The organism is Bacillus sp. GW821-FHT11D08, assembly GCF_058808515.1.
In genome coordinates this window covers 96520-119890 of sequence record NZ_JBXARS010000007.1, presented here as the reverse complement: position 1 = coordinate 119890, position 23371 = coordinate 96520, and the positions used below count along the sequence as shown (strand labels likewise).

The window sequence follows — 23371 nt, the reverse complement described above, 5'->3', positions numbered from 1 at the left end:
GAGTGCATTCCATTGGTACTTGATGCAAATATCAAAGCACAATTAAATCAATACATGCAGCTAATTGAGAACGACATTGTTCTCAAAGTAAGCGCCGGTGACGATGACACTTCTAAGGACATGCTGGCTCTCGTTGACGAGCTGGCTTCCATGTCATCTAAAATTTCAGTTGAAAAAACTGAATTAAACAGAACACCGAGCTTCAGCGTTAATCGTACCGGAGAAGACACAGGCGTTACATTCGCCGGTGTTCCTCTCGGCCACGAATTTACATCATTAGTGCTGGCATTGCTTCAAGTCAGCGGCAGAGCGCCTAAGGCTGATCAAAAGGTCATTGACCAGATTAAGAACATCAGCGGAGAATACCGCTTCGAGTCTTATATCAGCCTGACGTGCCACAACTGCCCTGATGTCGTCCAAGCATTAAACATGATGAGCGTGCTCAACCCGAATATCACTCATACAATGATTGACGGCGCGGCATTCAAAGAAGAAGTGGAAAGCAAAAACATTATGGCTGTTCCGACTGTATTCTTAAACGGTGAATCTTTCGGAAGCGGCCGTATGACCATCGAAGAGATTCTCGCAAAAATGGGCAGCGGCGCAGATGCGTCTGAGTTTGCCGACAAAGAGCCGTTTGACGTTCTTGTTGTCGGCGGCGGACCTGCCGGCGCAAGCGCGGCGATCTACACGGCGCGTAAAGGCATCCGCACCGGTGTCGTCGCTGAACGCTTCGGCGGCCAGGTACTCGACACCATGAGCATCGAAAACTTCATCAGCGTCAAAGCGACTGAAGGACCGAAGCTCGCTGCAAGCCTTGAAGAGCACGTGAAAGATTATGATATTGACGTCATGAACCTTCAGCGCGCGAAACGCCTTGAGAAAAAAGACCTCTTCGAACTTGAACTTGAAAACGGCGCTGTACTGAAAAGTAAAACAGTGATCCTTTCAACAGGTGCCCGCTGGCGCAATGTCAACGTACCTGGTGAGCAAGAGTTCAAAAACAAAGGTGTCGCTTACTGCCCGCACTGTGACGGACCATTGTTTGAAGGCAAAGACGTAGCCGTTATCGGCGGCGGAAACTCCGGAATCGAAGCGGCGATTGACCTTGCAGGTATCGTCAATCACGTGACTGTGCTGGAATTCGCGCCTGAACTGAAAGCAGACGAAGTCCTGCAAAAACGTCTTTACAGCCTGCCAAACGTCACTGTGCACAAAAATGCACAAACGAAAGAAATCACAGGCGACCAAAACGTAAACGGCATTACGTTCGTTGACCGTGAAACAGGCGAAGAAAAACACGTTGAACTCCAAGGTGTATTCGTCCAAATCGGCCTCGTGCCTAATACAGAATGGTTAGACGAAACGGTCGAACGCAACCGCATCGGCGAAATCATCGTTGATAAGAGCGGCGCGACAAGCGTTCCCGGCCTATTTGCCGCAGGGGACTGCACAGACGGCCCGTACAACCAAATCATTATCTCCATGGGATCAGGTGCAACTGCCGCTTTAGGCGCATTTGATTATTTGATCCGGAATTAATGTGAAAGCCGCCATATGAATGGCGGCTTTTTTAAATATACTAATTAAGAAGGCAGTATTTCCTCTAAACAATCCTCGCTGATTTTATAAGATTTTGGCCTTCTGCTTACCAGCTCAACAAATCCTTGCTGTTCTAAATAATCCATTACTCTGTTAATTTTATGTCTCGATTTATTTGAGAGCTCCATTAAATCTTGCACCGACAGCGTAACCTGATCATTTACAAATACATTAATCGTGATAATGATATTAAAAATATCACGTTCATCTTTATAATCAGCCCATTGATCGCTATCAATATAGTTCCTAATTCGTTTCAGTTTCATTAAATTAAATTCAAGATCCTCAATAATTCCTTTTTGTCCTGACAGAAGCAATTCCAGCATATCCATTAAATAAAAAGTCAGCTCTCCCCGGTTTAAAGGTGCGGGAATTTCCTCTAATGCCTTATAATACTTATCTTTATTCTTATTAACTGCGTAAGAAAAAGTGATGGCTGAATATTTTTCTAAGTATCGGGACAAATAACTCCCAACGATAAGGCGTCCTGTTCTTCCATTGCCGTCATAAAAAGGATGAATGTATTCATAGTAGTAATGAGCTGTCATGTAACGATACAGCTGGGGATGTGTTTCATCATGAAGATAAGCAATTAAAGCCTCAAGCGCTTCTGTTATCTTCTGTTCAGAATTGACGCCGATATGGGTGGTCATGTTCCCATCGTTCACTTCAACATAGCCTTTTCTGAATAGCTCACCATCCGGCGCATCTTCCGCTCCGATTTCATCTGCAACCAGCTCGTCGTATAATTCCCTAAAGTCATGAATGCTTGTAAACGACGGAATTCGGTCTATAAATTGATATGTTTTCATCAATCCGACAAACCGCTTATGTGAGGGCTCGGATTGTTCTAACGCTTTAAGAGCCTCTTTCAATTCTTTTTTTGTACTGCGGATTCCTTCAATTTCATTATTACTTTGTGCTTCATTAATAATTAATTTATCAAAATAAGGTTTGACAGCAAATTCAGGGAGCTGACTGATAAGGGATGAAATTTTGGAACTGTTTAACAACACTTCATTATTCAGCTTCATGAGTTTATGTGTATTCACATAAAATAGCTCAAATGAATCTTCCGTGGGTCGGCCTTTTCGGAACCCCCGTATGTTTAATGATGTTGAATAACTGCCATAGCTGCTTGTTCTCTTTTTAAATTCTTTCTCATATGAATCAGCATCCATTTTATAAAAAAGCTTAGATAACTTCTCATACTTCATATTATCACCTCGCTTAATTTAAAATTACACACTTTTTTTAAATTATACAATCATTATAGCCTGATTTCTAACAAATATTCTCGCTTTCCAATCAAAACAAAAAACGGCATACTGCATGGCAGTACACCGTCTGAAGCAATTCAATCTGTCTTTCTCCCTCTCGCCCGATAGATAAGAAATAATCCAATAAACCACAGCGGCGTCAGCAGCAAAGCCGGGCGCGTTGCATCCGCAAACAGCATAATCACCAGAATGACGGCAAACAGCGCCAGCACGGCGTAATTGATAAACGGCGCAAACGGCGCCTTGAAAGACGAGCTTGCGTGTAAGTCCGGACGGGTTTTCCTGTATCTGATATGACAGACAAGAATCACGCCCCACACCCAAATGAAACAAATCGCGCTGATGGTGGTCACGATGCCAAAAGCCGCTTCCGGTATCAATTTGCTTAAAAGAGCGCCAGCTGACAGCACAATAACCGATATCCATAATGCGCGGCTCGGCACATGATTTTTATTCAGCTTCGCAAAACTTGCAGGCGCTTGTTTCGTTTTGCTTAAGTTATACAAAATCCGGCTTGTTGAAAACATCCCGCTGTTACAAGCAGAAGCGGCAGAGGTTAATACGACAAAATTAATGATTCCCGCGGCTAACGGAATGCCGACCAGGCTGAAGGTCTTTACAAAAGGACTTTCCGCCGCATTCAGCTGCATCCACGGATTAATACATAAAAGAATGAGCAATGCCCCGACGTAGAAAAATAAAATCCGCAATGGAATTTTATTGATAGCGGACGGAATATTTTTTTTCGGATTTGACGTTTCCGCCGCCGACACACCCACTAATTCCACACCGACATAGGCGAAGATCACCATCTGGAACGAAAGCAAAAAGCCTGAAAATCCGTTCGGAAACAAGCCGCCGTGCTCCCACAGATTCGCCGCTGAAACCGTTCCGGTATGCGTTTTGAACCCAATCACCAGCAGAACCACACCGATGACAATTAACGCGAGAATCGTGACTACCTTAATTAAGGCGAACCAAAACTCCAATTCTCCAAAAATCTTAACCGTTAACAGATTAAGCCCTAATAAAATGAGCAAACAGATAAGTGCCGGAATCCACTGCGGAATATCAAACCAATATTTCACATACACACCGACGGCGATCACATCAGCCATAGCCGTCATAATCCAGCAAAACCAGTAGGTCCAGCCGGTGACAAACGCTGCACGCGGTCCTAAATACGCCTCGGCAATATCCGTTAATGATTGGTAGCCCGCTTTAGATAACAGCAGTTCTCCCAGCGCCCGCATGACGAAAAAAAGCGCAATACCTACAATAAAATACGCAAAGATGATAGAAGGACCCGCCAGCTGAATTGCCTTACCGGACCCTAAAAACAATCCGGTGCCGATCGTGCCGCCAATGGCGATCAGCTGCACGTGCCGATTCGATAAGTCCCTCTTTAGCTCTCGCTGCTCCACATCTGACTCCTCCTTACCTCTCTAGTGAACGACGAGCAAAAAAAGCCAATAAAAAAAGAGATTGGATGCCCTCCAATCTCATGGTCATAAGAATATCAAATTATATCTGCGCCGCTGACAATCAACAGCATGACAAATACATATTCGGTACTCTTCTGTCCTTTTGCCTGAGATTGTGAACCCTTCGGCGCCGCGGAAAACCCGCGGTCTCTCCAGAAGCCGCTCCTGCTGTAGTTCGACCCACAGCAATCATAGCCTGCTACGTATTGAGTTTCTGATAGAAATACCTATCAGCTAACTTTTTATTTTAATGGAACTTGAATGAATTGTCAATAGAGGGATGAGCTGAACGGCGTTATCCGGGTCCAATTTTTGATGCCTGAAGCGCGTATTTTCCGTTTTCATTGTCTCAAAAAGGCGTTATGCGGTACTATCATATAAGGTCTAATCATTTAAACATTATGTCATACTTTAAATTCACTTTATCATACAATTGCTCGTAAATAAAAAGGGGATGGACGAGATTGGAAACGAAATATTTAGATCTGCTCGCACAAAAATACGATTGTGAAGAAAAAGTGGTCACGGAAATCATTAATCTGAAAGCGATACTGAACCTGCCGAAAGGAACCGAGCATTTCGTCAGTGATCTGCATGGGGAGTATCAGGCATTCCAGCACGTGCTGCGGAACGGTTCAGGAAGGGTAAAAGAGAAGATTCGCGATATTTTCAGCGGCGTCATTTACGATAGAGAAATTGATGAACTGGCGGCTTTGGTCTATTATCCGGAAGACAAACTGAAGCTGATCAAACATGACTTTGATACGAAGGAAGCATTAAACGAGTGGTATAAAGAAACGATTCATCGGATGATTAAGCTCGTTTCTTATTGTTCTTCCAAGTACACCCGCTCCAAATTGCGCAAAGCACTGCCCGCCCAATTTGCTTATATTTCTGAAGAGCTGCTGTACAAAACAGAACAAGCCGCCAACAAAGAACAATACTACTCCGAAATCATAGAACAGATCATTGCGCTCGGCCAGGCCGATAAGCTGATCACCGGCCTTGCCTACAGCACGCAGCGTTTGGTGGTCGACCATCTGCATGTTGTTGGCGATATTTACGACCGCGGACCGCAGCCGGATAAGATCATGGAAGAACTGATCAACTATCATTCAGTGGATATTCAATGGGGGAATCATGATGTTCTCTGGATAGGCGCTTATTCCGGGTCAAAAGTATGCCTGGCAAACATTATCCGCATCTGTGCCCGCTATGACAATCTGGATATTATTGAAGACGTTTACGGCATCAATCTGAGACCGCTATTGAACCTTGCTGAAAAATATTACGATGATAACCCGTCTTTCCGCCCGAAAGCGGACGAAAACAGACCGGAAGATGAGATTAAACAAATCACAAAAATTCATCAGGCGATTGCGATGATCCAATTTAAGCTTGAGAGCCCGATTATTAAGAGACGGCCGAACTTTAATATGGAGGAACGGCTGTTACTGGAAAAGATCGATTATGACCGCAATGAAATCACGCTGAACGGAAAAACATATCAACTGGAAAACACCTGCTTTGCGACGGTGAATCCCAAACAGCCTGACGAGCTGTTAGAGGAAGAAGCAGAAGTCATGGACAAGCTGCTGTTCTCTGTTCAGAACTCCGAAAAACTGGGCCGCCATATGAATTTTATGATGAAAAAAGGCAGCCTTTATTTAAAATATAACGGCAACCTGCTGATTCACGGCTGTATTCCCGTCGATGAAAACGGCAGCATGGAAACGATGATGATAGAGGATAAAGCTTATGCGGGCCGTGAGCTGCTCGATGTATTTGAACGGTTCTTACGGGAAGCGTTTGCCCATCCGGAAGAAACCGATGATCTGGCGACAGATATGACTTGGTACTTATGGACAGGCGAATACTCCTCCCTCTTTGGAAAACGCGCCATGACAACCTTTGAGCGGTATTTCATTAAAGAGAAGGAAACGCATAAAGAAAAGAAAAACCCGTATTACTATTTGCGTGAAGACGAAGCAGCCTGCCGAAACATCCTGAAGGAATTCGGCCTCAACCCGGATCACGGCCATATCATCAACGGCCATACACCGGTAAAAGAAATCGAAGGCGAAGATCCGATCAAGGCAAACGGAAAAATGATCGTCATCGACGGCGGCTTCTCCAAAGCCTACCAATCCACAACAGGCATCGCCGGCTACACGCTCTTATACAACTCCTACGGCATGCAGCTCGTCGCCCATAAACACTTTAACTCCAAGGCCGAAGTGCTGAGCACCGGAACCGACGTCTTAACAGTGAAACGATTAGTCGACAAAGAGCTGGAGCGGAAGAAAGTGAAAGAAACAAACGTCGGTGAAGAACTGATGAAAGAAGTGGCGATTTTGGAGAAACTGCGGGAGTATCGGTATATGAAGTGAAGAATATGGAGTTCAGGGATGATTCTCTGGGCTCTTTTTTTACGGTTTCCCTGTATGTAAAACCGATTTAACCGCTTCTTCAATCTCCCTATAACCCGTACATCTGCAAATATTGGACTCCAGCCAATTTTTTATCGTGTCATCACTTGCATTCGGCTCAGTATTCACTAAAGCATGACAATTCATGAGAAAACCCGGTGTGCAATAACCGCATTGAAACGCGAATTTTTCAATAAAAGCCTTTTGAATCGGCGTATTGATCAGTCCTTCAATTGTCGTAATGTCCTTTCCTTCCCCTTCTGCCGCAAGCATTAAGCAAGATTTCATCGGCACCCCGTCCGTTAATACCGTACAGGCGCCGCAATCCCCATTTAAGCAGCCCGGCTTTGCACCAGTTAATCCGAGACGAAGACGAAGAGCAAATAACAAAGTATCAGCCGGCCTGACCGTAATCTGTCTTTCCTCGCCATTTACTTTCAACGTAATAGGATCAGACATTTGGACCTCCTTCTAATTCCCGTAGGGCATCTAAAATTGTATTTTGCAAGACAAACATTCGGTATTCACTTGAGCCTTCTGCGTCATCAAGAACGGGTTTGGGTACATACTGTAAAGACCTGCTTACTCTTTCTTCTGCTGATCGGCTTTTATCGTTAAGCACAGCCTCCATTTCAGCAGAACGAAACGGAAATGGACATACGCCGCTGAAGGCCATTCTGATCTCATCATCTTTTTTCAGCGCACAGACCGTCACCAATGGATACCCGACATTCCACTGCTGTCTTCTTTTGATACTGACAAATGGCAGGTCAACGTACGCTCGATCGACAACGACATGAAATAAAAAATCACCTTTTTGCAATTGTATTTCCTTGTTAAATACTTTATTTATGGGACGGTAATGAATCCCCGCTCTCCCTGCAATCCCTATCAAACTATCGGAAATTAACAACGGCAGCACGGCCTCACGGTAATAGATGCCCCCGCAAATGTTTCCGCCCAGGCTGATCTTATTTCGAGTCGTCCGATCGGCTATTTCACTGACTGTTTTACTTAATAGCGGAAATGGATTTTCTTCCTCCAGTTTCGTTAATGACACGCCCGCTCCGATCACCAGATCATTTTCATAAAAGCGGATGGTTTGAAATCCCGGAAGCGCGTTCATATCTATCACCGCATCCGTATAGATGATATTCAGCCTTCCTAACGTGATAATTTCCGTGCCGCCGGAATAATACATTGGTGTTTTCTTTTCGGCCGCAAGCGAGTGAAACAGGCGGGTTGTTTCTTGAATGGTCTTCGGTTTAAAATAGTCGAAATCAAACGGTATCATCTTTCCACCCCTCTTGCGTTCTCCATAATCGTTCGGGAATGAGAGGAAGTTGATTCAATTGGACACCTAAAGCGGCGGAAAGGCAATTTCCCAATGCTGCCGGCATCCCCAACAGTCCGTGTTCCCCGCCGCCGCGCGCTCCATAAGGCGCAATCACATGCGGGGTTTCAACAAATTCAATGATATATTCAGGCTGCTCTCCATAATGAAGGGGGCGGTATGTTCTAAGCTGAGGATTTAATACTCTTCCATATGGATCAAATACAAAGGTTTCTCTTCCTCCGAATGCGATTCCCATACTCATCCCCCCCATCACTTGACCCCTTGCAGCTTTTTCATTCAATACTGTTCCTATATCCACAACAGAATAGGCTTTTGTAATTCGATACGTATAATCCCGTTTATCCAACTCAACTTCAATTCCCTGAGCACCGACAGCCCACTCGGGTCCCGGCTTCCCTCTTCCCGTTTCCCGGTCTAAATTCGTCATTCGGGTTAATGTGTAATTGCCGCTCGCAATGATTTGGCCGCCAATGGTATTTCCATTTGGAAACGTATATCCGTAAGCAATGTCTTTTATTTCAACATGTACAGAAGGATGATCTATAAAATAAACCTTTCCGTCGGCCACTTCCAATTCCCCGACAGGAACCCGCAACACACATGATGCCACATCCTTCAGCTTTCGAATGGCTTCCTCCGCCGCATTCAGTACGGCTCTTCCGGCCATTAACGTCCCTCTGCTCCCCACGGTTTTCCAATGCTCGGGTGTTGTTTGTGTATCTATAAGCATTTTTACGTGAATTTTGCTTATATCCATTTTCATTCGTTCCGCTAAGATTTGGGCTAACACTGTTTTTGTCCCTGTTCCAATTTCCACTACCCCTGACATCAAATTAATGCTTCCATCGGGATTAAAGGTTAAAATCACCCCGGACGTTGCATTTGTATCAAATGTTGAGGTTTTCCAAATGCAGCTGATTCCCTTTGCCCGTATCTTCCGGCCATCGATTTCAATTCGCTGTCCCTCGGACCAATTCATTAATTCCTTCAATCTTTCAATGCACTTCGGCACATTTCCGACCGTGCTTGAATTGAGAAGAACTTGAGTCGGTGTGGTGTCACCGGGGCGAATGGCATTTTTATAGCGGAGTTCTAATGGGTCCATGTTCAGCTTTTCCGCCAATACATCCATCGTCCGCTCAAAGGCAAATAACACTTCAGCATGGCTGTAGCCCCTGAATGCACTTGGATATGGATGATTCGTATACATACAATATGAATCACACCGTATATGATCGATCGCGTAAGGACCCGTACAATCAACCACCGCAGCCCGGCTGATGTCCACTCCTTTATCAGAATACGCTCCGCCATCAAATAAAAGCTGAATGTCCGCCGCCTTTAAGATTCCATCCTTTGTAGCCCCTAATTTGACAATGGCATCCAACCCGATATGAACGGGAGATGTGATCATATCCTCTTCTCTCGTATTAAACAATTTGACGGGCCGGCCTCCGACCGCTTTTGATGCCAAATAGGCAATCACCTCTAACTGAACGGCTGCTTTTCCCCCGTACGCTCCTCCTACTAAAGGCGTTTTGACGATCACCTTTCCGGGTTCGATTCCAAAATACCACTGCATTAATTTTTTAATGGCAAAAGGAGCTTGAGAGGATGTGGTAATGATAATCTCCTCATCCGCCCGAATTTCAACAATCGAGCATCTTGTTTCCATCGCAGCGTGATCAGAAGGGTTAAAGGAAATCTGGAATTCTGCTGTCACATCACTTTCCCTAAACCCGTCTTCAATATTTCCTTTTCTAACCTTATCCAAGTTTGCGATATTTGTCTTCGGAACCGGGAATACACCTTTTGTCTTCTCATAGCGGTCTGCATGTTCATGGACGAGCGGCGCATCCTTTTGAAAGGCCTCACGGGGGGAATTGACGACGGGAAGAGGTTTATAGGATACTTTGATGGCATCCGCTGCCTTTTTAGCTGTAATTGGATTTTCCGCAACAACAACAGCAACCGGCTCACCATGGTATCTGACCCTTTTATAAGCAATCGGCGATCTGTCTTTAATTTCTTCACCTGCAAGCGGAAAAGGTTCATCACCCAATATCGCTCTCACGCCGGGAATCTTCCAAGATTCTGAAAAGTCCATAGACACAATATCGGCATGAGCATATGGACTGACCAGCATTTTTGCGTGTAATGTGCCTGTTTCTTGAAAATCATCCGTATATTTCGCTTTACCCGTCACTTTTTCAAGGGCCTCTTTTCGAATGACACTCTTCCCGATATACTCCAACTCATTCACTCCCCGAATTTATTCAGCAGCAGCGTATAATCTTCAACTGTATCGACGTCATAAAAAAGCAAAGGGTCTTGAAAGCTGATCATTTTTCCCATATTGATCATACTTTCACGGATGACATGCCGGGCGCCCTGATCTCCCTTTAACTGAAGCAATACCGGAAAACATTGATTTGAGAATAAAATGGGGGGCATAGGAAGATATTGATTTTCAGCGGAGATAAATAAATAACGGTGCTCCTTTTGATAGGAATCAATTAACGTATTGATGATATCTGCGGTGACAAACGGCTGATCTGCAAGGAGAATGATAACGGCGTCAGCCTCGTACTCTGCCGCTTTTTTTACACCGCATTGTATAGAATGGCCTTGGCCTTTACCCGCTTGCTCACATTCTGCCTGGCTCCACTTGCTTGATATGGGGTCTAAAAAGAAAAAATCCGAAAGCCAATGCAGTGAATCTCCCTTTCTCGTAATAACAAAAATATGATCTAATTCAGATAACAAGGCATTTTTTAGAGCTATACTTCCCAGAGAGACGCCATTGAGAAACAAACTTCGCTTATCCGTCCCCATGCGTCTGCTTGTACCGGCTGCCAGGTAAATGGCTGCTGTTTTCATAAGAGAGACCGTTGTTTTCGCATTTTTTGAATCATCTCGCCGACAATACTTACAGCAATTTCCTCAGGCCCTTGTGCCCCGATGGGAAGTCCGATAGGGGAATGAATATCCTCCGGAATCTCAGCTCCGCCTAATAGCCGCTCCGTACGCCTTCTGGGGCCTAATACGCCTTTATAAAATACATTCTTATTTTTAAATGTATGTAAAATGATCTGATCTTTTTGAAAGCTGTGCGTCATAATGACAACAAAATCCCTTTTTGTCATGCTCAGGCCTTCCATGACTTCTTCCGGTGCTCCCGTAATCAAATGGCCGGCTTCAGGAAAATGGCCGTGATGACATAAAGCGGGGCGCCAGTCAATTACCGTCACATGAAAACCCGCACGAGCTGCCAACGAAACTAACGGCTTCGCATCTTCCCCTGCTCCGAAGACATATAAACAAGGTTTTGGCACCATCTGATGGATAAAAAATAAATCAGAGGTATGTTCATCCCTTTTGATTCCCTTTTCCGTCTGTCTCAGTTTTTGAATACGGCCTTGTTCCATAACATCCCCGGTTCCAAACACGCTGCCGTCTTCAGCTATATACAGATCTTCCTTCGGCTCTAACGTTTTAGTGAATCGTTTCACTCGGGTCACAGATTTTTTTTCATCTAAGCATGTCTTGACTGTCATCAGATTTCGTTCCAATTCCCCTTTTACAGGCTCAAGTAAAACCGTCAAAACACCATTACAGCCAATGCCCTGTCCCCAGGACAAATCGTCCTCCGCGCTCATATCAAAGCGGACAATCAACGGCTCTCCTGCAGCCCAGACCTGTTCTGACCGTTCAACGAGATCTTCTTCCAGACAGCCGGCGGATAACATTCCGACTCTTGTTTTGTCCCCTAAAATCAGCATGGAGGCCCCTTCCTTCTTATAAGCGGACCCCTCAGTTTTAATGATGGTAGCCAGTACCTTAGCTTTCTTAGAATTGGCGATGACATCCAAAATCCGGTGTATATCATCCATTTCATGTCCCCCGTTTTACCTGATCATATCTGCATCTGTATATCCGTATTCTTTATTTCCGGAAAACATTACAAACGCTTCAGCAATTTCTTCGTTTCTAAAAAAAAAGAGTCTTTATAGACCTTATGACCGGGCGGCGCGTACGACAGCATGTCGGAACGGAGAGATTCCAATAACATGTCCTGTTCCTTCTGTTTCCAATTGTCTGTTTCACCCTGCTGTATGCCTTTAAAACCCGCAAAGTATTCACTTAACACTTGTAAATCATTCCCCAGCTCCCTTTTGTCACTTGAAGATAAAGCTCCTTCTTTTTCCCATTCTTTTAACGTTTTCACTATATTTGATAGATACTCAAATCCGGCGTTCAACTTTTGCATCTCTATTTGATAGCTTGAAATGATGTTTTTATGTTTTTTTCTGACGGGGTTGAATTTTAAGCTGTCAGAGGCTGTTTGCAGCTTCTCTTTTGCCGTATGCAGCTCCTGCAGAAGATTGTTTATTTTATATTCCATAAGGTTCCCTTTTCCTTGTCCCCACTCTGATTGCACCCATTTGGAAAGGTCTGAAAGTGTGCCGGAAAGCTGACGAGCCAATGTTTGAAAAGAGTCCGCTGCCTTTTTTGTGTAGTCCGGCGGAAAAAGGAACATGTGAACCAGAATGGCAATGATGACGCCGATCACCGTATCGATGATTCGGTCGAATGCATAATCTTTAGAGTTCCGTTCAAACGTAAAGACCAATAAAATGGTGAGCGCTACCTGATGTAGAACCGTTACATCTATTCGCAACCACTTCGCAATGTAAGTACCGCCTAATAGGAACAGCCCCAGCATCCAGCCATTCATTGGCAAGTGACTGACAAGATAGGACGTTAGCATGATCCCAATCGCAGTTCCCGCAATACGATGAAAAGAAAAGCGAATCGACTGATCTATCGTTGGCTGCAAACATAAGATAACAGATAGAGGCGCTAAATAGGGGTGATCAGAGCCCGCCAGTTTTGCCGCTTCCCAAGAAACAGCAGATGCAATCGCCATCTTCCAAACCAAAGATGTTTTGTTTTGAATTTTTTCACTTTTTATCATACGCCCCCTCCTTTCAGAAACCTTTTCCACTAGGTTTCCGTGACGCAAAGGGATTTATACTGTCGTATGGAAAAAGCGGAAGAAGCTGTTGTTCAAAGGGGAATTCTTGAATGACAGCTTCTTTTTTGGGGTTGGGGAAACATTGGGAACGTAAAAATCATCGTCATCGACGGCGGCTTCTCCAAAGCTGCTAATTCACAACAGGTATTGCTGGCTACATGCTCTTATACAACTCCTACGGCATGAAGCTAGTTGCCGATAAACACTTTAGTGCTGCGCATCGGAAACGATGTCTTAACTGTGAAACGATTAGTGAATAAGGAGTTAGAGCGGTAGAAAGTGATGGAAACGAATGTGGGTGAGGAATTGCTGCAGGAAGTTGCGATTTTGGAGAGTTTGCGGTAGTATCGGTATGTGGAGTGAGGAATACTTGGGATTCAGAGGTGATTCTCTGGGCTCTTTTTTAAATTTCCCATCTCATTTAACACTACTAAATAATGTTGAATTTGGCATTACACAATTTTATTTTAATATAAGCATGAGCATAACATCATGAGGATATAATCGGAATTTTTCTAGATGATTTGCTTCTTATAACAAAAACCTATTCAAATTATGTAATCTTGAATAGGCTCATTACATTTTTCAGAAAAACTGCATTACAGTTATTTTTCCATAAGTTTAATAGTGTATCGCTTTGGAGCAATACCATAAAACTCGCAAATTTGTTTAAATACACTATCTTTTACTTTTAATTCTGCACCTGTTAAATATGGTACACGATAACTTCCAGTGTCAATATCATCAAAACAAACTTCCCATCTAGAGTATTTAACAACAACCTCTCCAGTACTATTGATACCTCTTATTCCATTACCTTTGTCTATAGTTTTTATACCAAGTGCATTTAGAATGTCGCCTCGAATGCCTAGATAATCATATGGTCTAAAGGTTAAAAAAATATCTTCATGAATTTTCAGGTCAGAAGTTATTATTACTGGAACTTTCGATAGGTTCTCAAATAAACATCGTTCATAATTTTCATCAAATATCTTGTATTCACTTGTCAATCTTAAAAAAGGAACTATAGCTTCGTCACCTGCAAACCCTAATCCTGATATGACAATATTAGCATTTAAATTCTCACCGTAATTACTTTTATACCTTTCTCTTTTACTATACCAACGCTCATAGTAGGCAAGCCTAATCCATTCTTCAGATTCAACATTAGTAATTGAATCCTCAATTTCAGCAGGAAGTTCAATATCCGATGGACGCGGAGTAATTGAATTACCAATTGCTATAACATAGTCCAAATCATCAATTAGTATTTCATATAGTTCTTCTTCCATATCATCAGAAAATGGGATGCCTGTGTAATGATCAATAAATGCTTCTACCTCATTACTCATGTGTTTCATTAACATATCATAAAAATAAACGTTCGGGACAAGGACACTGTATGTTCTGTTGTATAAGATGTCTTGAAGCCTTTTCTTCGTAACTTCATCAAATAATTCTTTAACATAATTCTGAACAATATTACCGATATCAACTCCTCTTTCTTCTAACATAACAACTCGATTATCTGCTTCTTTCAATATTTTAACAAAGTAGTTTATTCTATCATCCTTGCCGTTATAAGTGTGAGTATAATTCTTGTATATTCTTTTTTTCTTCTTTCCGGTAATTTTTCTAATTAGATAATCTATCACTCCATTGTTTGTAGGATAAATATTTAAAATGTCGTTTATCAGGTTACTTTGAATTAACTCTTCTCTTTTAAACCACTTTAACACAAGCCAGAAAAGTATTATTAGTGAATAATCCATAAACTTCTCGCACTGCTCCAAATAATACTTGAACGGCTTGATAAAACATAACCGGTACTTTGGATTCTGTAACATTTTATCCATACCAGAGATTATCCATTTATACCTATTAGCTTCACCATACTTTAATCTCGTAAGTAGTAGAGACATCAATTTTTCTGCAGGAGTAAAATCTTTTGATGACTCAATAATTTCTCTCCAATTATAATCATATTGTCCTGATAGCCTGAAGTTTATTATCTCATATAGGGATTCCCAATACTGAATTATTTGCTTTCCATCGAATTCAATTGCCGTTAACGCATTTATTATTTTATCACCCATAGACAAGGAGTAATCAACTGAGTAGAAGTTGTTGTAGAAATAATCAAAGAAGTATTGCTCAGTGACTTCTTTATCATATTCAATCGCTTTAACAAAGTACTCTGTCTGAGTTAATCTTTGATACCACCCATCCTTGTGATTCATAAAGATCGTTATATAAATGTACGCTAAAATTTTTGGATTTATTGAGAGATTATCAATAATCTTCAACAGCCTCTCCCTGTTCTTATCATCACCCATTCCTTCATATAAATGCTTTATTAAGTTGCTGATAAGCATTCTAGATTCTGCAGTTAACTCTTGAATAGACTGCATGTAATAGTAAATTCCCTGAACTTCGTTTTCTTTAACCCCATGAGTAACTATATACTCCAAAAATTCTTCACTTGTCATTTCATCAAAACTGATATTCCTTACATGCTTTTCATAGCTTGTATCATTTTGAGCAGTGCCGCCGTAACTTTCATGCGTATTAGTTTCAGGTTTAATTTCTACATGTTCGCCTAAATTTAAAGACTTGCACAACTCTTCAATTTTATGGTATATAACAGCGGGAACACCATTAGGAAATCTATTTAACAATTCACTCATTGATTGTTTTGCTAAAAATAACTCTTCATTACTAACTACGGCCTCAATATTATTTAAATAACTCCTAGTAAAATCAGAATCTGTATTGTTCGGTCTTGTTTTAAAAAGTATATTTTCGATTACTGGGTCAATTTTGCTATCTATTTTTTGTAATAGGTAGTCAAAACTCTCCTCTAAGATCCAGTAGTTGTCAAAGTCCATTAATTCATGATTAATGTGATTTAAAGCAATATCTTTATTTTCATTAGCTAAGACTTCAAACCATTCACGTTGATAAGTTTTTGTATCTCTTCCATCAGTGTGGTGAACAACTGCATCAGCCAGCGATTTAATTCTTAAGATACATTGCAAACCAACATCTTTGTCAATCTGACAAATACTTTCTACACTATCAATCAAGCGACTTAGTGTACGATCCTTTCTAAATGAATAAGAAAGTAAATACTCAACACCTCTCCTGAATTCATTCTGTGCTTCATCTATCTTTCCACTCTTAGCAAGTATAATTGCAAACTTTAAACTGTAACCTGCCAAATAGGAGTAGAATCTGTGCTTATCTTCTTTTTCTTTTCGATTTTTAAATATGTCTGATATTACTTCGCTATTTGACTCATTCGCAATGTCTAAAAACAAATCGAATAATTTATACGTTGGCAAAGGTCCCCCGGTTGACCCACTTAGCGATGTCATTGTCTTACTTGACATTTCTTCTATAGTTCTAAGCACTTTATGCCATATAGATTCATTAGTAACATATTTCAGTGGCTGCTTTATTGATTCGTATATTACTGATTTATATCTATAAAGGTCACAAGTACGTGGTTCACCTTTAAAGCAATCCATATCCTTCGTCAACCAAGAATATGCATCTATTAATTTTTTTTGATCTATCAGTTCTCCAGTACTAATTACAGAGTTTATTTTATATACAAAAATAAGCCAGTTATAATACCAGTTTTTATTTTCAATAGAACTGATAAATTCAGCTAACTTATCAGAATAGTTCAATATCAACCAATCAATATTATAAAAATAGTAATTCAGTGCCTTAAGAGTGTCTTCCGAGTGTGAATCTGATTGTCTCAACTTGTCAAACATAACATCAAGGTATTGTTCATCAACTACTTTTTCACCTAAAAACTCCTTGATACTATTAATCCAGTTTTCTTGGTCTTTTATTTGGCTAATAAGTTCCTGTAACTCTTCTATCAATCCTCTTCTCGAATATTCTAATATGACTACTCTTCTGTAATCATTTGCATCTACTATAGATATTTTTTCTAACTTATCTACCATATTTCGACCGTTATCTAAACAAGAACATATAAAATACTTATAGTCTTCTAACTGCTCGCTGTGACTTTTGCGCTCAGTACTTCCAGATTTTTTTGTTTCTATAAGTAATTCTATATACTTATCCCAGTCAGGTATCACATTATTTTGAGAGCATAGATAACAGACTCTCAGTCCTTCATTACACCTTAATGCATTTTTCCCCTCATAGGTTAAAGTTTTTTTCAAATTCTCAAATCCATTTATAAGACCTAACCCCCAATAATAATATTGAGAGTTTTCTTCAAACGAGTATTCGAGACTATAAATCATATTACTCAGTTCTGTACATTTAATTACAGAACCATAATCCTTTACCTTACAAGCAGTCTTCATTAAGATTTCGAAATTACTTTTTAACGAGAAAATATTGTTACCATAATAGATACTGTCTACTACAAATTCTTTATTGCAATATTCAAGTATTTCATCATATCTTTTAGATTCAAAAAGTAGTACCAGTAAATTTAGATATGACTTTCTATCCTCATAAAAACCTCGTCCTTTTAACCAATCTATCAAGTAAGAGTAAATGGCTTTCTCAACACTAACCTCATTTTTTTTCAACAAATCCAAAACATACCTTCTAAAACTTTCGTGATAAATTACGTAACCACCTGAACAACTATTATATGATAATATGCTTCTAATCACTTCTAAACTCTTAGTAACATATGCACCCAAATAAGTAATTTCTTTAAGTTCTGATTCTGTTAGTGGGAATGGAGACCCCGCTAATATTTGTGGTACTCTTTGGCTTTCAGAAAGTTTAGTCATTAGGAAGGAGTAATAATTTTCTAAATTGTTGTTATAAGGTGGGAATTCTTCAACTAATTCTCGTGTTATCATTACATGACTGTATTTAGATATTTCGTTAACTAAATATGTTAAATATAGTGGATTTCCTGAACTTTTTACTAAAAGTAAATCTGATAGCATACAATGATAATCAAGCCTAACATCAATTACTGCATTATTCTTGATAAATTCTCTCACTTCATCAATGTTCCAAGAATTCACTGTATATTCTTTAAAGTCATGCTTACATAATTCAAGTACCTCTGCAACTGGCTGAGAAGCCATGACTACCTTTACATTATCAGGGAAATCTAAACGCGAAATCACTTCTACTATCTCAGTATCCATTTTTTTCATTACTTCTTTATGAAAACTATATATTCTACCAATGTGGTCTAAGCCGTCTACTATTAGAACTACATCTTCTTGTATATGATTAATCAAAAGTTGTAGTTCTTCAAAATCAACGCCATATTTTGATGTTTTATATGCCTCTAAGTACGGAAATGATTTTATAATGTCATTTATCAAGTTTGCCAGAAAGACATTGATTGTTATTCTTTCTTGCTCATACAAATCGTCTATTCCAGTGTAACAATAATGTTGGACAACATTAATATTATGCTCCTTAAGAAATTCAATAAAGTTTTGAATGAACCACGACTTTCCAGAGCCGGGCGCACCTAACAAACTTACTTTGTTTTGTACAAATAAAAATTCTTTGAATTCATTGTACTTTGTTAGATTAAGTACGTTAATATCCCTGTCAATTATAAATTCTTGTTCAATATTACCGTAACTCTTCATTAGACCAAGGTCAAAAACTACTTTTGAGAGTTCTATAACTTCTCCTCTTGCACGTGCCCCTTTAATGATGTGCATTAGGTGCATGGCAACATCTACAACTGATTTCTCAGCATTTGGAAACTTACCCACCCCAAAAAGTCGAAGATTTTTTATTAGCAAGCTCTCTAATTGACCAGGATTCGCGAGATCCATACTTGATTTTGGGAGGTTTACTTCTATATTCAAATCATTAATAAATTGCGCAAACTCATCTCTATCAATCTCTGAGACTTTGTTTCTTAATCGTCTCCAAGAAGAAATTGGACTGCCTCCCGATGGCCAGATACTTTCTAGATTAATTTTCAATACTTTAACATCATCGGACTGATAGTAATTTTGTATATCCTGTTCTATTAAGAAGTTCAGTTCATGTGTATTCTCAGCATACTCCCACGCTAAACATAATCTTATATCAATTGTCTTGGCTTGAGGTAATTCCTTCCATGAGTTAAACAGTTCATCTAGGGCTAAATCGTAATTCGCTGAAGATAGGTCTGCTTTCTCTAAAACTTTGCTTTCACTGTATTTAAATTGTCGCTTAATAATAGAGTTGTTAGTAATGATTGTTAAGTCATCAAACTTATCATTAGACGATTCTTTTTGATCAATTTTGAAAACTGCATTTTCATTTGACAGCAACATTTTAACAATATGAAAGGCTGAAAATAAATCTTGATATTCATACCCTTTATGTGCATCTAAAAGGCTCATATTTCCCTCCAATTTAAAGTCTATTTATTACTCCTATCTTCATTTAATATAATATTTTTAAATCTATCAATACTATTAGGTGATAAACTTTATAATGCTAGCTTACTTTCTGTAACTGATAATAATATAATGTACGTATATAAACATTCTTTTCTACTAAGATCTTCTCTATGACTAAAATTATCAAATTAACTCTTTTTAAAGCAACATAGTATCCTCGTAATCTTCATTTTTAAATTTCTTACAATCCAATTACTCATGGGGGTTTGCACTTCTATTTATTATTAGGATTTATAAAAAGTTTCACAAACTGTAATGCTTTTATTATCTTATTTCTTATCTTTTATTTAAACTAACTTTTTAATCTTACTCATTTTTATAGTTATCTCGTTTTTCATGTTTCCATCACTTATGATAAGGCTCCCCACGATTAATCCGAAAAGCCCGATAAATCTGCTCAACTAGTATGAGACGCATCAGCTGATGAGGAAACGTCATTTTCGAAAAAGACAGCTTTTCATCCGCTCGCTTCATCACGGCGTCACTCAATCCGAGTGAGCCGCCGATGACGAAGGTGATTTTGCTTTTTCCATATGTCGCCAGCTTATCTATTGTATCGGCCAGTTCTTCGGATGTTTTCATTTTTCCTTCGATGGCGAGGGCGATGACGTGGGTGTCCGGGCTGAGTTTGGCCAGGATGCGTTCGCCTTCTTTGTCTTTGACGATTTTCATGTCTTGGTCGCTCAGGTTTTCCGGCGCTTTTTCGTCCGGGAGTTCGATGATGTCGATTTTTGCGTAGGCTGAAAGTCGTTTTTTGTATTCTTCAATGCCTTGCTTGAGGTATTTTTCTTTTAGTTTTCCGATGGTCACAATATTGATATTCACAGGTCATCCCCACTTTAGAAACAAGTTATTCATATATATTGTCCACAATTGTGGATATCTTTTCTGTATTTTGTGTAGGATCATTCGTTCCCTACTAGATATGTTGCAGTGTCCCCACATAATTCACAGGCTGTGGATAAACTGTTAGTATGTTCGATTTTTCTGATTTCGGGCGGAAGCTCATGATCATCTATGTACATGTCCAGCACGGTTTCGATATGTTCTTCACAAGAATAATAAGCGGTTTTCATAGTTACGTCCTCCGGTTTTCTTTTGCGCGCGGCAATTGTTCTCTTTTCAATATAACCTATTTATACACATGTTAGTAGTGCTTCGGGCTGAGTTTTATCCACAATTCGGCAAATCACGCGCAAAAAGAGCCGGTGTTTTCAGCATCCGGCTCTTTACGTGTTTTCTCTTTTTTCTAAGCGAAGGACGAACAGAATTCCTAATAGATACGCCAGCAGTGTACAGCTCCGGCTTTCCGCCATTTAAAAAAGAGTTGGTTATCACGGAAACCAGGAGAATGGTTACGGTCACCTCGGCAAGCTTTTTCTTCATCGGCTCCCTCCTAAATTCCTCTATCTCTATGTTCGGTCGGCTTTTCTCTTGTTATATAGCCTTATCATGAGGGTCACAACGATTTATACAATCATAATCAATGCCCCGTTGCTCACATCAGGGTATCCAATCAACATATTCATTATGACAAAAACAATGGTTATACAAATGACGGACAACAATAAGAAGATACTGAATGATTTCAAATGAACACCTTCTTTCCCGCAGTAACGTTTCATTATAAAAAGCTTACCAAAAGCGGCAAGCTCTTCCGAAATGTTTATACTCTTTAAAACCCATCCATCACCTGCACATCATACAGCTTGAGATGGCTTTTAGGCGTGACGATGTTTTTTAAGTTTGGGATGGTCAGGTCGTTCAGCTTTTTGCCCGTTTTCAGGTCGAAGGACTCGATTTTGGCGGGCTTTTTGTAGCTGTACGTAAACAGATACAGCTTTCCGTTTTGATGGGTCAGCTCCTTGAAGTCGGCTTTCATTCGTGATGCGGGGAGCTTGAAGGCTTTTTTGCTTTTTCCGGTCTCAGGGTTGATGCGGTACACGTTTCCGAAGCCGTCAACGAAATAGAAGCTGCACCGCTCCATGAAAAAGCTTTTTTTGAAGCTGAACGGCATGGAGTCATAGATCGTCTGCTCGTCATTTTTATAAGTGGCGATGTCATATGTTTTGATGGCGCCGCTGTTTTTCATGACTTTCACCATTTGATAGATGTGATCTGCTTTTTCCCCTCTGGTGACAAAGCAGACGGCGCTGTCGTCGGCGGCGAGCTGGGATTCGACAGACGTGCCTTCTTTATACGTCCACGTCGCGATTGATGTTGTATGGAGCTTCTCTTTATCGGCCTGAATGTCTTGGACGTGATAGCCTTTTTCGTCATCTGTCGGCGTGAGCGCGAAAAGATGATCTTTAAAAAAGCCTGAAGCGCGGATGTAGTGCGGGATGACGTCTTGCTTCCACTTGCCGTCAATCTGGCGGTACAGCTCTGAACGGTAGCTGCCGCCGCTCTTGTCGTAGCCCGAATTATACAGCGTGTAAAAGCCTTTCGCCCGCTCGATATATCCCGCGCTGTCTCCCGTATGCTGGTACGCTCTTTTATACGTGTGAAGGCCGTCCTGAACGGTGTAGATTCCTTTTTTGTCCTCCAGCAGCACGCTGCCGTCATGCACTTTGGCGGATCCGAGCTCAAGCCCCTTCATTTGATAAGAAGAGATCCGCCCTTTTTCATCGGCGAAGAGGGCGTAGCTTTTTCCGCCGCCGAACGTGTCTTGGTCAGCCGCAGTGGAGAAATACAGCAGCGCCTCTTTATCTTTCAGAAAATCAGGGTCATTTAATGTGTCTCTCGCAACCTCCGCAGGATCTTCCGTGCGGAAATAGAAGAAGCATAAGACCGCTGCGGCGGCGATGATCACTAAGGGTATCCAGATGATTTTTTTCACGTTGTTCTCCTTAGTGAATGGTCAGAATCGTGGTTGTGTAGGACGAGCTTGTGATGTCGCGCGGATATACGCCTAAGCCGCCGTTAGAGTCGATATCAATCCCGGCTTTTAAGAGGAATGCCGACCACAGCAGTTTTGAGCAGTTTTTGGCGCCTTCATGGCCCGTATTTCTGTTATTGACGAAGTTGAAGGAGTACTCATCACCCACTCTTGATACAGCCCAGTCAGCGGCGGCTTGTTTTTGAGAGTCGGTGACTTTTACGGTCTGGACGATTGAATTGTCTTCGACTTCTCTGCCGTTATAAGCAATCTGGCGGACGCCGTCTCCCGGCACGGATTCAACAATTTTGTCAGCGGATGAATACATGCCGACATGCCCGTGGTTGTAATAAGCCGTGTATGAGTTCGTGTAATAAATATTGCCTTTTGTGCTTTTCGGAAGTTTTTTTGTGCCTGATGATCCGCCCATTGCAGAGAGTCCTTCTTTGGAAGCGATTACATTTCCTTGCACCTTGTCTGCCGTGATTTCTTGATGAAACTGCTTGAGAATTGCTTCTGTTGAAACGTGCTTCTGTTTGGCAAGCTCTTTGGCGGATTGGAGAACGTCTTGAGGGGTCGTGCCCTGCTGAAGGTCTGCGATTTCTTTTGCATAGCGGGCTGTTTCTGTTTCTTTCGCTTTTACATTCAAACCGGAGAACGACAGAACCATGGTGAATGACAGGGCAAACGGGAGGACGGCTTTGAACAGCTTTTTACACATCATGACTTCGCCTCTTTTCTTTGAGTATAATTTTTCCACATTTGTATTATATGACAGAATTGCGATAAAAAAATATACAATTTACAGATTTTTAAAAATTTTATAACAATATGTAAATCATACGCATAAAACATTTTCAAATATCAGG

The 23371-nt window shown here is 40.9% G+C and carries 16 protein-coding genes, 1 pseudogene and 1 riboswitch; of the genes and pseudogenes, 3 read left to right on the top strand and 14 right to left on the bottom strand.

Annotated elements, in window-relative coordinates; translation table 11 throughout:
- The first annotated feature begins 12 nt into the window (after positions 1 to 12).
- Positions 13 to 1542, top strand: a complete 1530-nt coding sequence (ahpF, locus tag AC1RRX_RS14855; RefSeq protein ID WP_007614902.1) for an alkyl hydroperoxide reductase subunit F — start codon at positions 13 to 15, stop codon at positions 1540 to 1542.
- Between the two features lie 44 nt (positions 1543 to 1586).
- Here ahpF and AC1RRX_RS14850 read toward each other — a convergent pair whose 3' ends face one another.
- Together AC1RRX_RS14850 and AC1RRX_RS14845 are read right to left on the bottom strand one after the other, a co-directional pair.
- Positions 1587 to 2819 carry a Fic family protein gene (locus tag AC1RRX_RS14850; protein WP_038464495.1) on the bottom strand — a complete coding sequence of 411 codons (1233 nt, stop codon included), beginning with the start codon at positions 2817 to 2819 and terminating at the stop codon, positions 1587 to 1589.
- Between the two features lie 140 nt (positions 2820 to 2959).
- Positions 2960 to 4306: an amino acid permease gene (locus tag AC1RRX_RS14845; protein ID WP_007614904.1), complete on the bottom strand. Its 1347-nt coding sequence runs from the start codon at positions 4304 to 4306 to the stop codon at positions 2960 to 2962.
- A gap of 145 nt (positions 4307 to 4451) precedes the next feature.
- Positions 4452 to 4532, bottom strand: a riboswitch (glycine riboswitch).
- A gap of 298 nt (positions 4533 to 4830) precedes the next feature.
- On the opposite strand from AC1RRX_RS14845, the gene fbp reads away from it, so the two are divergent.
- The gene (fbp, locus tag AC1RRX_RS14840; protein WP_014419314.1) at positions 4831 to 6756 is read left to right on the top strand and encodes a fructose-1,6-bisphosphatase; all 1926 of its coding nucleotides are present in this window, start codon (positions 4831 to 4833) and stop codon (positions 6754 to 6756) included.
- Between the two features lie 39 nt (positions 6757 to 6795).
- Here the strand turns inward: fbp and AC1RRX_RS14835 are convergent, their stop codons facing one another.
- From AC1RRX_RS14835 to AC1RRX_RS14810, 6 genes are all read right to left on the bottom strand, one after another.
- A complete protein-coding gene (locus AC1RRX_RS14835; RefSeq protein WP_015418586.1) occupies positions 6796 to 7254 on the bottom strand; it encodes a (2Fe-2S)-binding protein in 459 nt (152 codons plus the stop codon).
- Entirely contained in the window at positions 7247 to 8089 is an 843-nt protein-coding gene (locus AC1RRX_RS14830; protein WP_144464720.1) for an FAD binding domain-containing protein, read from the bottom strand. The genes AC1RRX_RS14835 and AC1RRX_RS14830 overlap by 8 nt, the downstream gene beginning before the upstream one ends.
- Positions 8076 to 10406 (bottom strand): xanthine dehydrogenase family protein molybdopterin-binding subunit, encoded by a 2331-nt coding sequence (locus AC1RRX_RS14825; protein WP_144464718.1) that lies wholly within the window; start codon positions 10404 to 10406, stop codon positions 8076 to 8078. Before AC1RRX_RS14825 ends, AC1RRX_RS14830 begins: the two co-directional genes overlap by 14 nt.
- 5 nt (positions 10407 to 10411) lie before the next feature.
- Positions 10412 to 11032, bottom strand: a complete 621-nt coding sequence (locus AC1RRX_RS14820; protein ID WP_144464716.1) for an NTP transferase domain-containing protein — start codon at positions 11030 to 11032, stop codon at positions 10412 to 10414.
- Positions 11029 to 12045: an XdhC family protein gene (locus tag AC1RRX_RS14815; protein WP_144464714.1), complete on the bottom strand. Its 1017-nt coding sequence runs from the start codon at positions 12043 to 12045 to the stop codon at positions 11029 to 11031. The genes AC1RRX_RS14820 and AC1RRX_RS14815 overlap by 4 nt, the downstream gene beginning before the upstream one ends.
- Positions 12046 to 12113: 68 nt before the next feature.
- Positions 12114 to 13130: an FUSC family protein gene (locus tag AC1RRX_RS14810; RefSeq protein ID WP_144464712.1), complete on the bottom strand. Its 1017-nt coding sequence runs from the start codon at positions 13128 to 13130 to the stop codon at positions 12114 to 12116.
- Between the two features lie 147 nt (positions 13131 to 13277).
- Between AC1RRX_RS14810 and AC1RRX_RS14805 the strand changes: the two are divergent.
- A pseudogene (locus AC1RRX_RS14805) lies at positions 13278 to 13535 on the top strand (fructose-bisphosphatase class III); the annotation flags it as partial.
- A 260-nt stretch (positions 13536 to 13795) separates the two neighbouring features.
- Here the strand turns inward: AC1RRX_RS14805 and AC1RRX_RS14800 are convergent.
- The 6 genes from AC1RRX_RS14800 to AC1RRX_RS14775 form a co-directional block, all read right to left on the bottom strand.
- Entirely contained in the window at positions 13796 to 19564 is a 5769-nt protein-coding gene (locus AC1RRX_RS14800) for a P-loop domain-containing protein (RefSeq protein ID WP_144464710.1), read from the bottom strand.
- A 405-nt stretch (positions 19565 to 19969) separates the two neighbouring features.
- Positions 19970 to 20449 (bottom strand): 23S rRNA (pseudouridine(1915)-N(3))-methyltransferase RlmH, encoded by a 480-nt coding sequence (rlmH, locus tag AC1RRX_RS14795; RefSeq protein ID WP_144464708.1) that lies wholly within the window; start codon positions 20447 to 20449, stop codon positions 19970 to 19972.
- Positions 20450 to 20529: 80 nt separating this feature from the next.
- Positions 20530 to 20700, bottom strand: coding sequence for a CxxH/CxxC protein (locus tag AC1RRX_RS14790; protein ID WP_004393147.1), 171 nt, complete (start codon positions 20698 to 20700; stop codon positions 20530 to 20532).
- Positions 20701 to 20794: 94 nt separating this feature from the next.
- Positions 20795 to 21010 (bottom strand): hypothetical protein, encoded by a 216-nt coding sequence (locus tag AC1RRX_RS14785; protein WP_186302981.1) that lies wholly within the window; start codon positions 21008 to 21010, stop codon positions 20795 to 20797.
- A gap of 289 nt (positions 21011 to 21299) precedes the next feature.
- Entirely contained in the window at positions 21300 to 22463 is a 1164-nt protein-coding gene (locus tag AC1RRX_RS14780) for a YycP family beta-propeller protein (protein ID WP_144464706.1), read from the bottom strand.
- A gap of 10 nt (positions 22464 to 22473) precedes the next feature.
- Positions 22474 to 23223 carry a YiiX/YebB-like N1pC/P60 family cysteine hydrolase gene (locus AC1RRX_RS14775; RefSeq protein ID WP_144464791.1) on the bottom strand — a complete coding sequence of 250 codons (750 nt, stop codon included), beginning with the start codon at positions 23221 to 23223 and terminating at the stop codon, positions 22474 to 22476.
- Between the last annotated feature and the right edge of the window lie 148 nt (positions 23224 to 23371).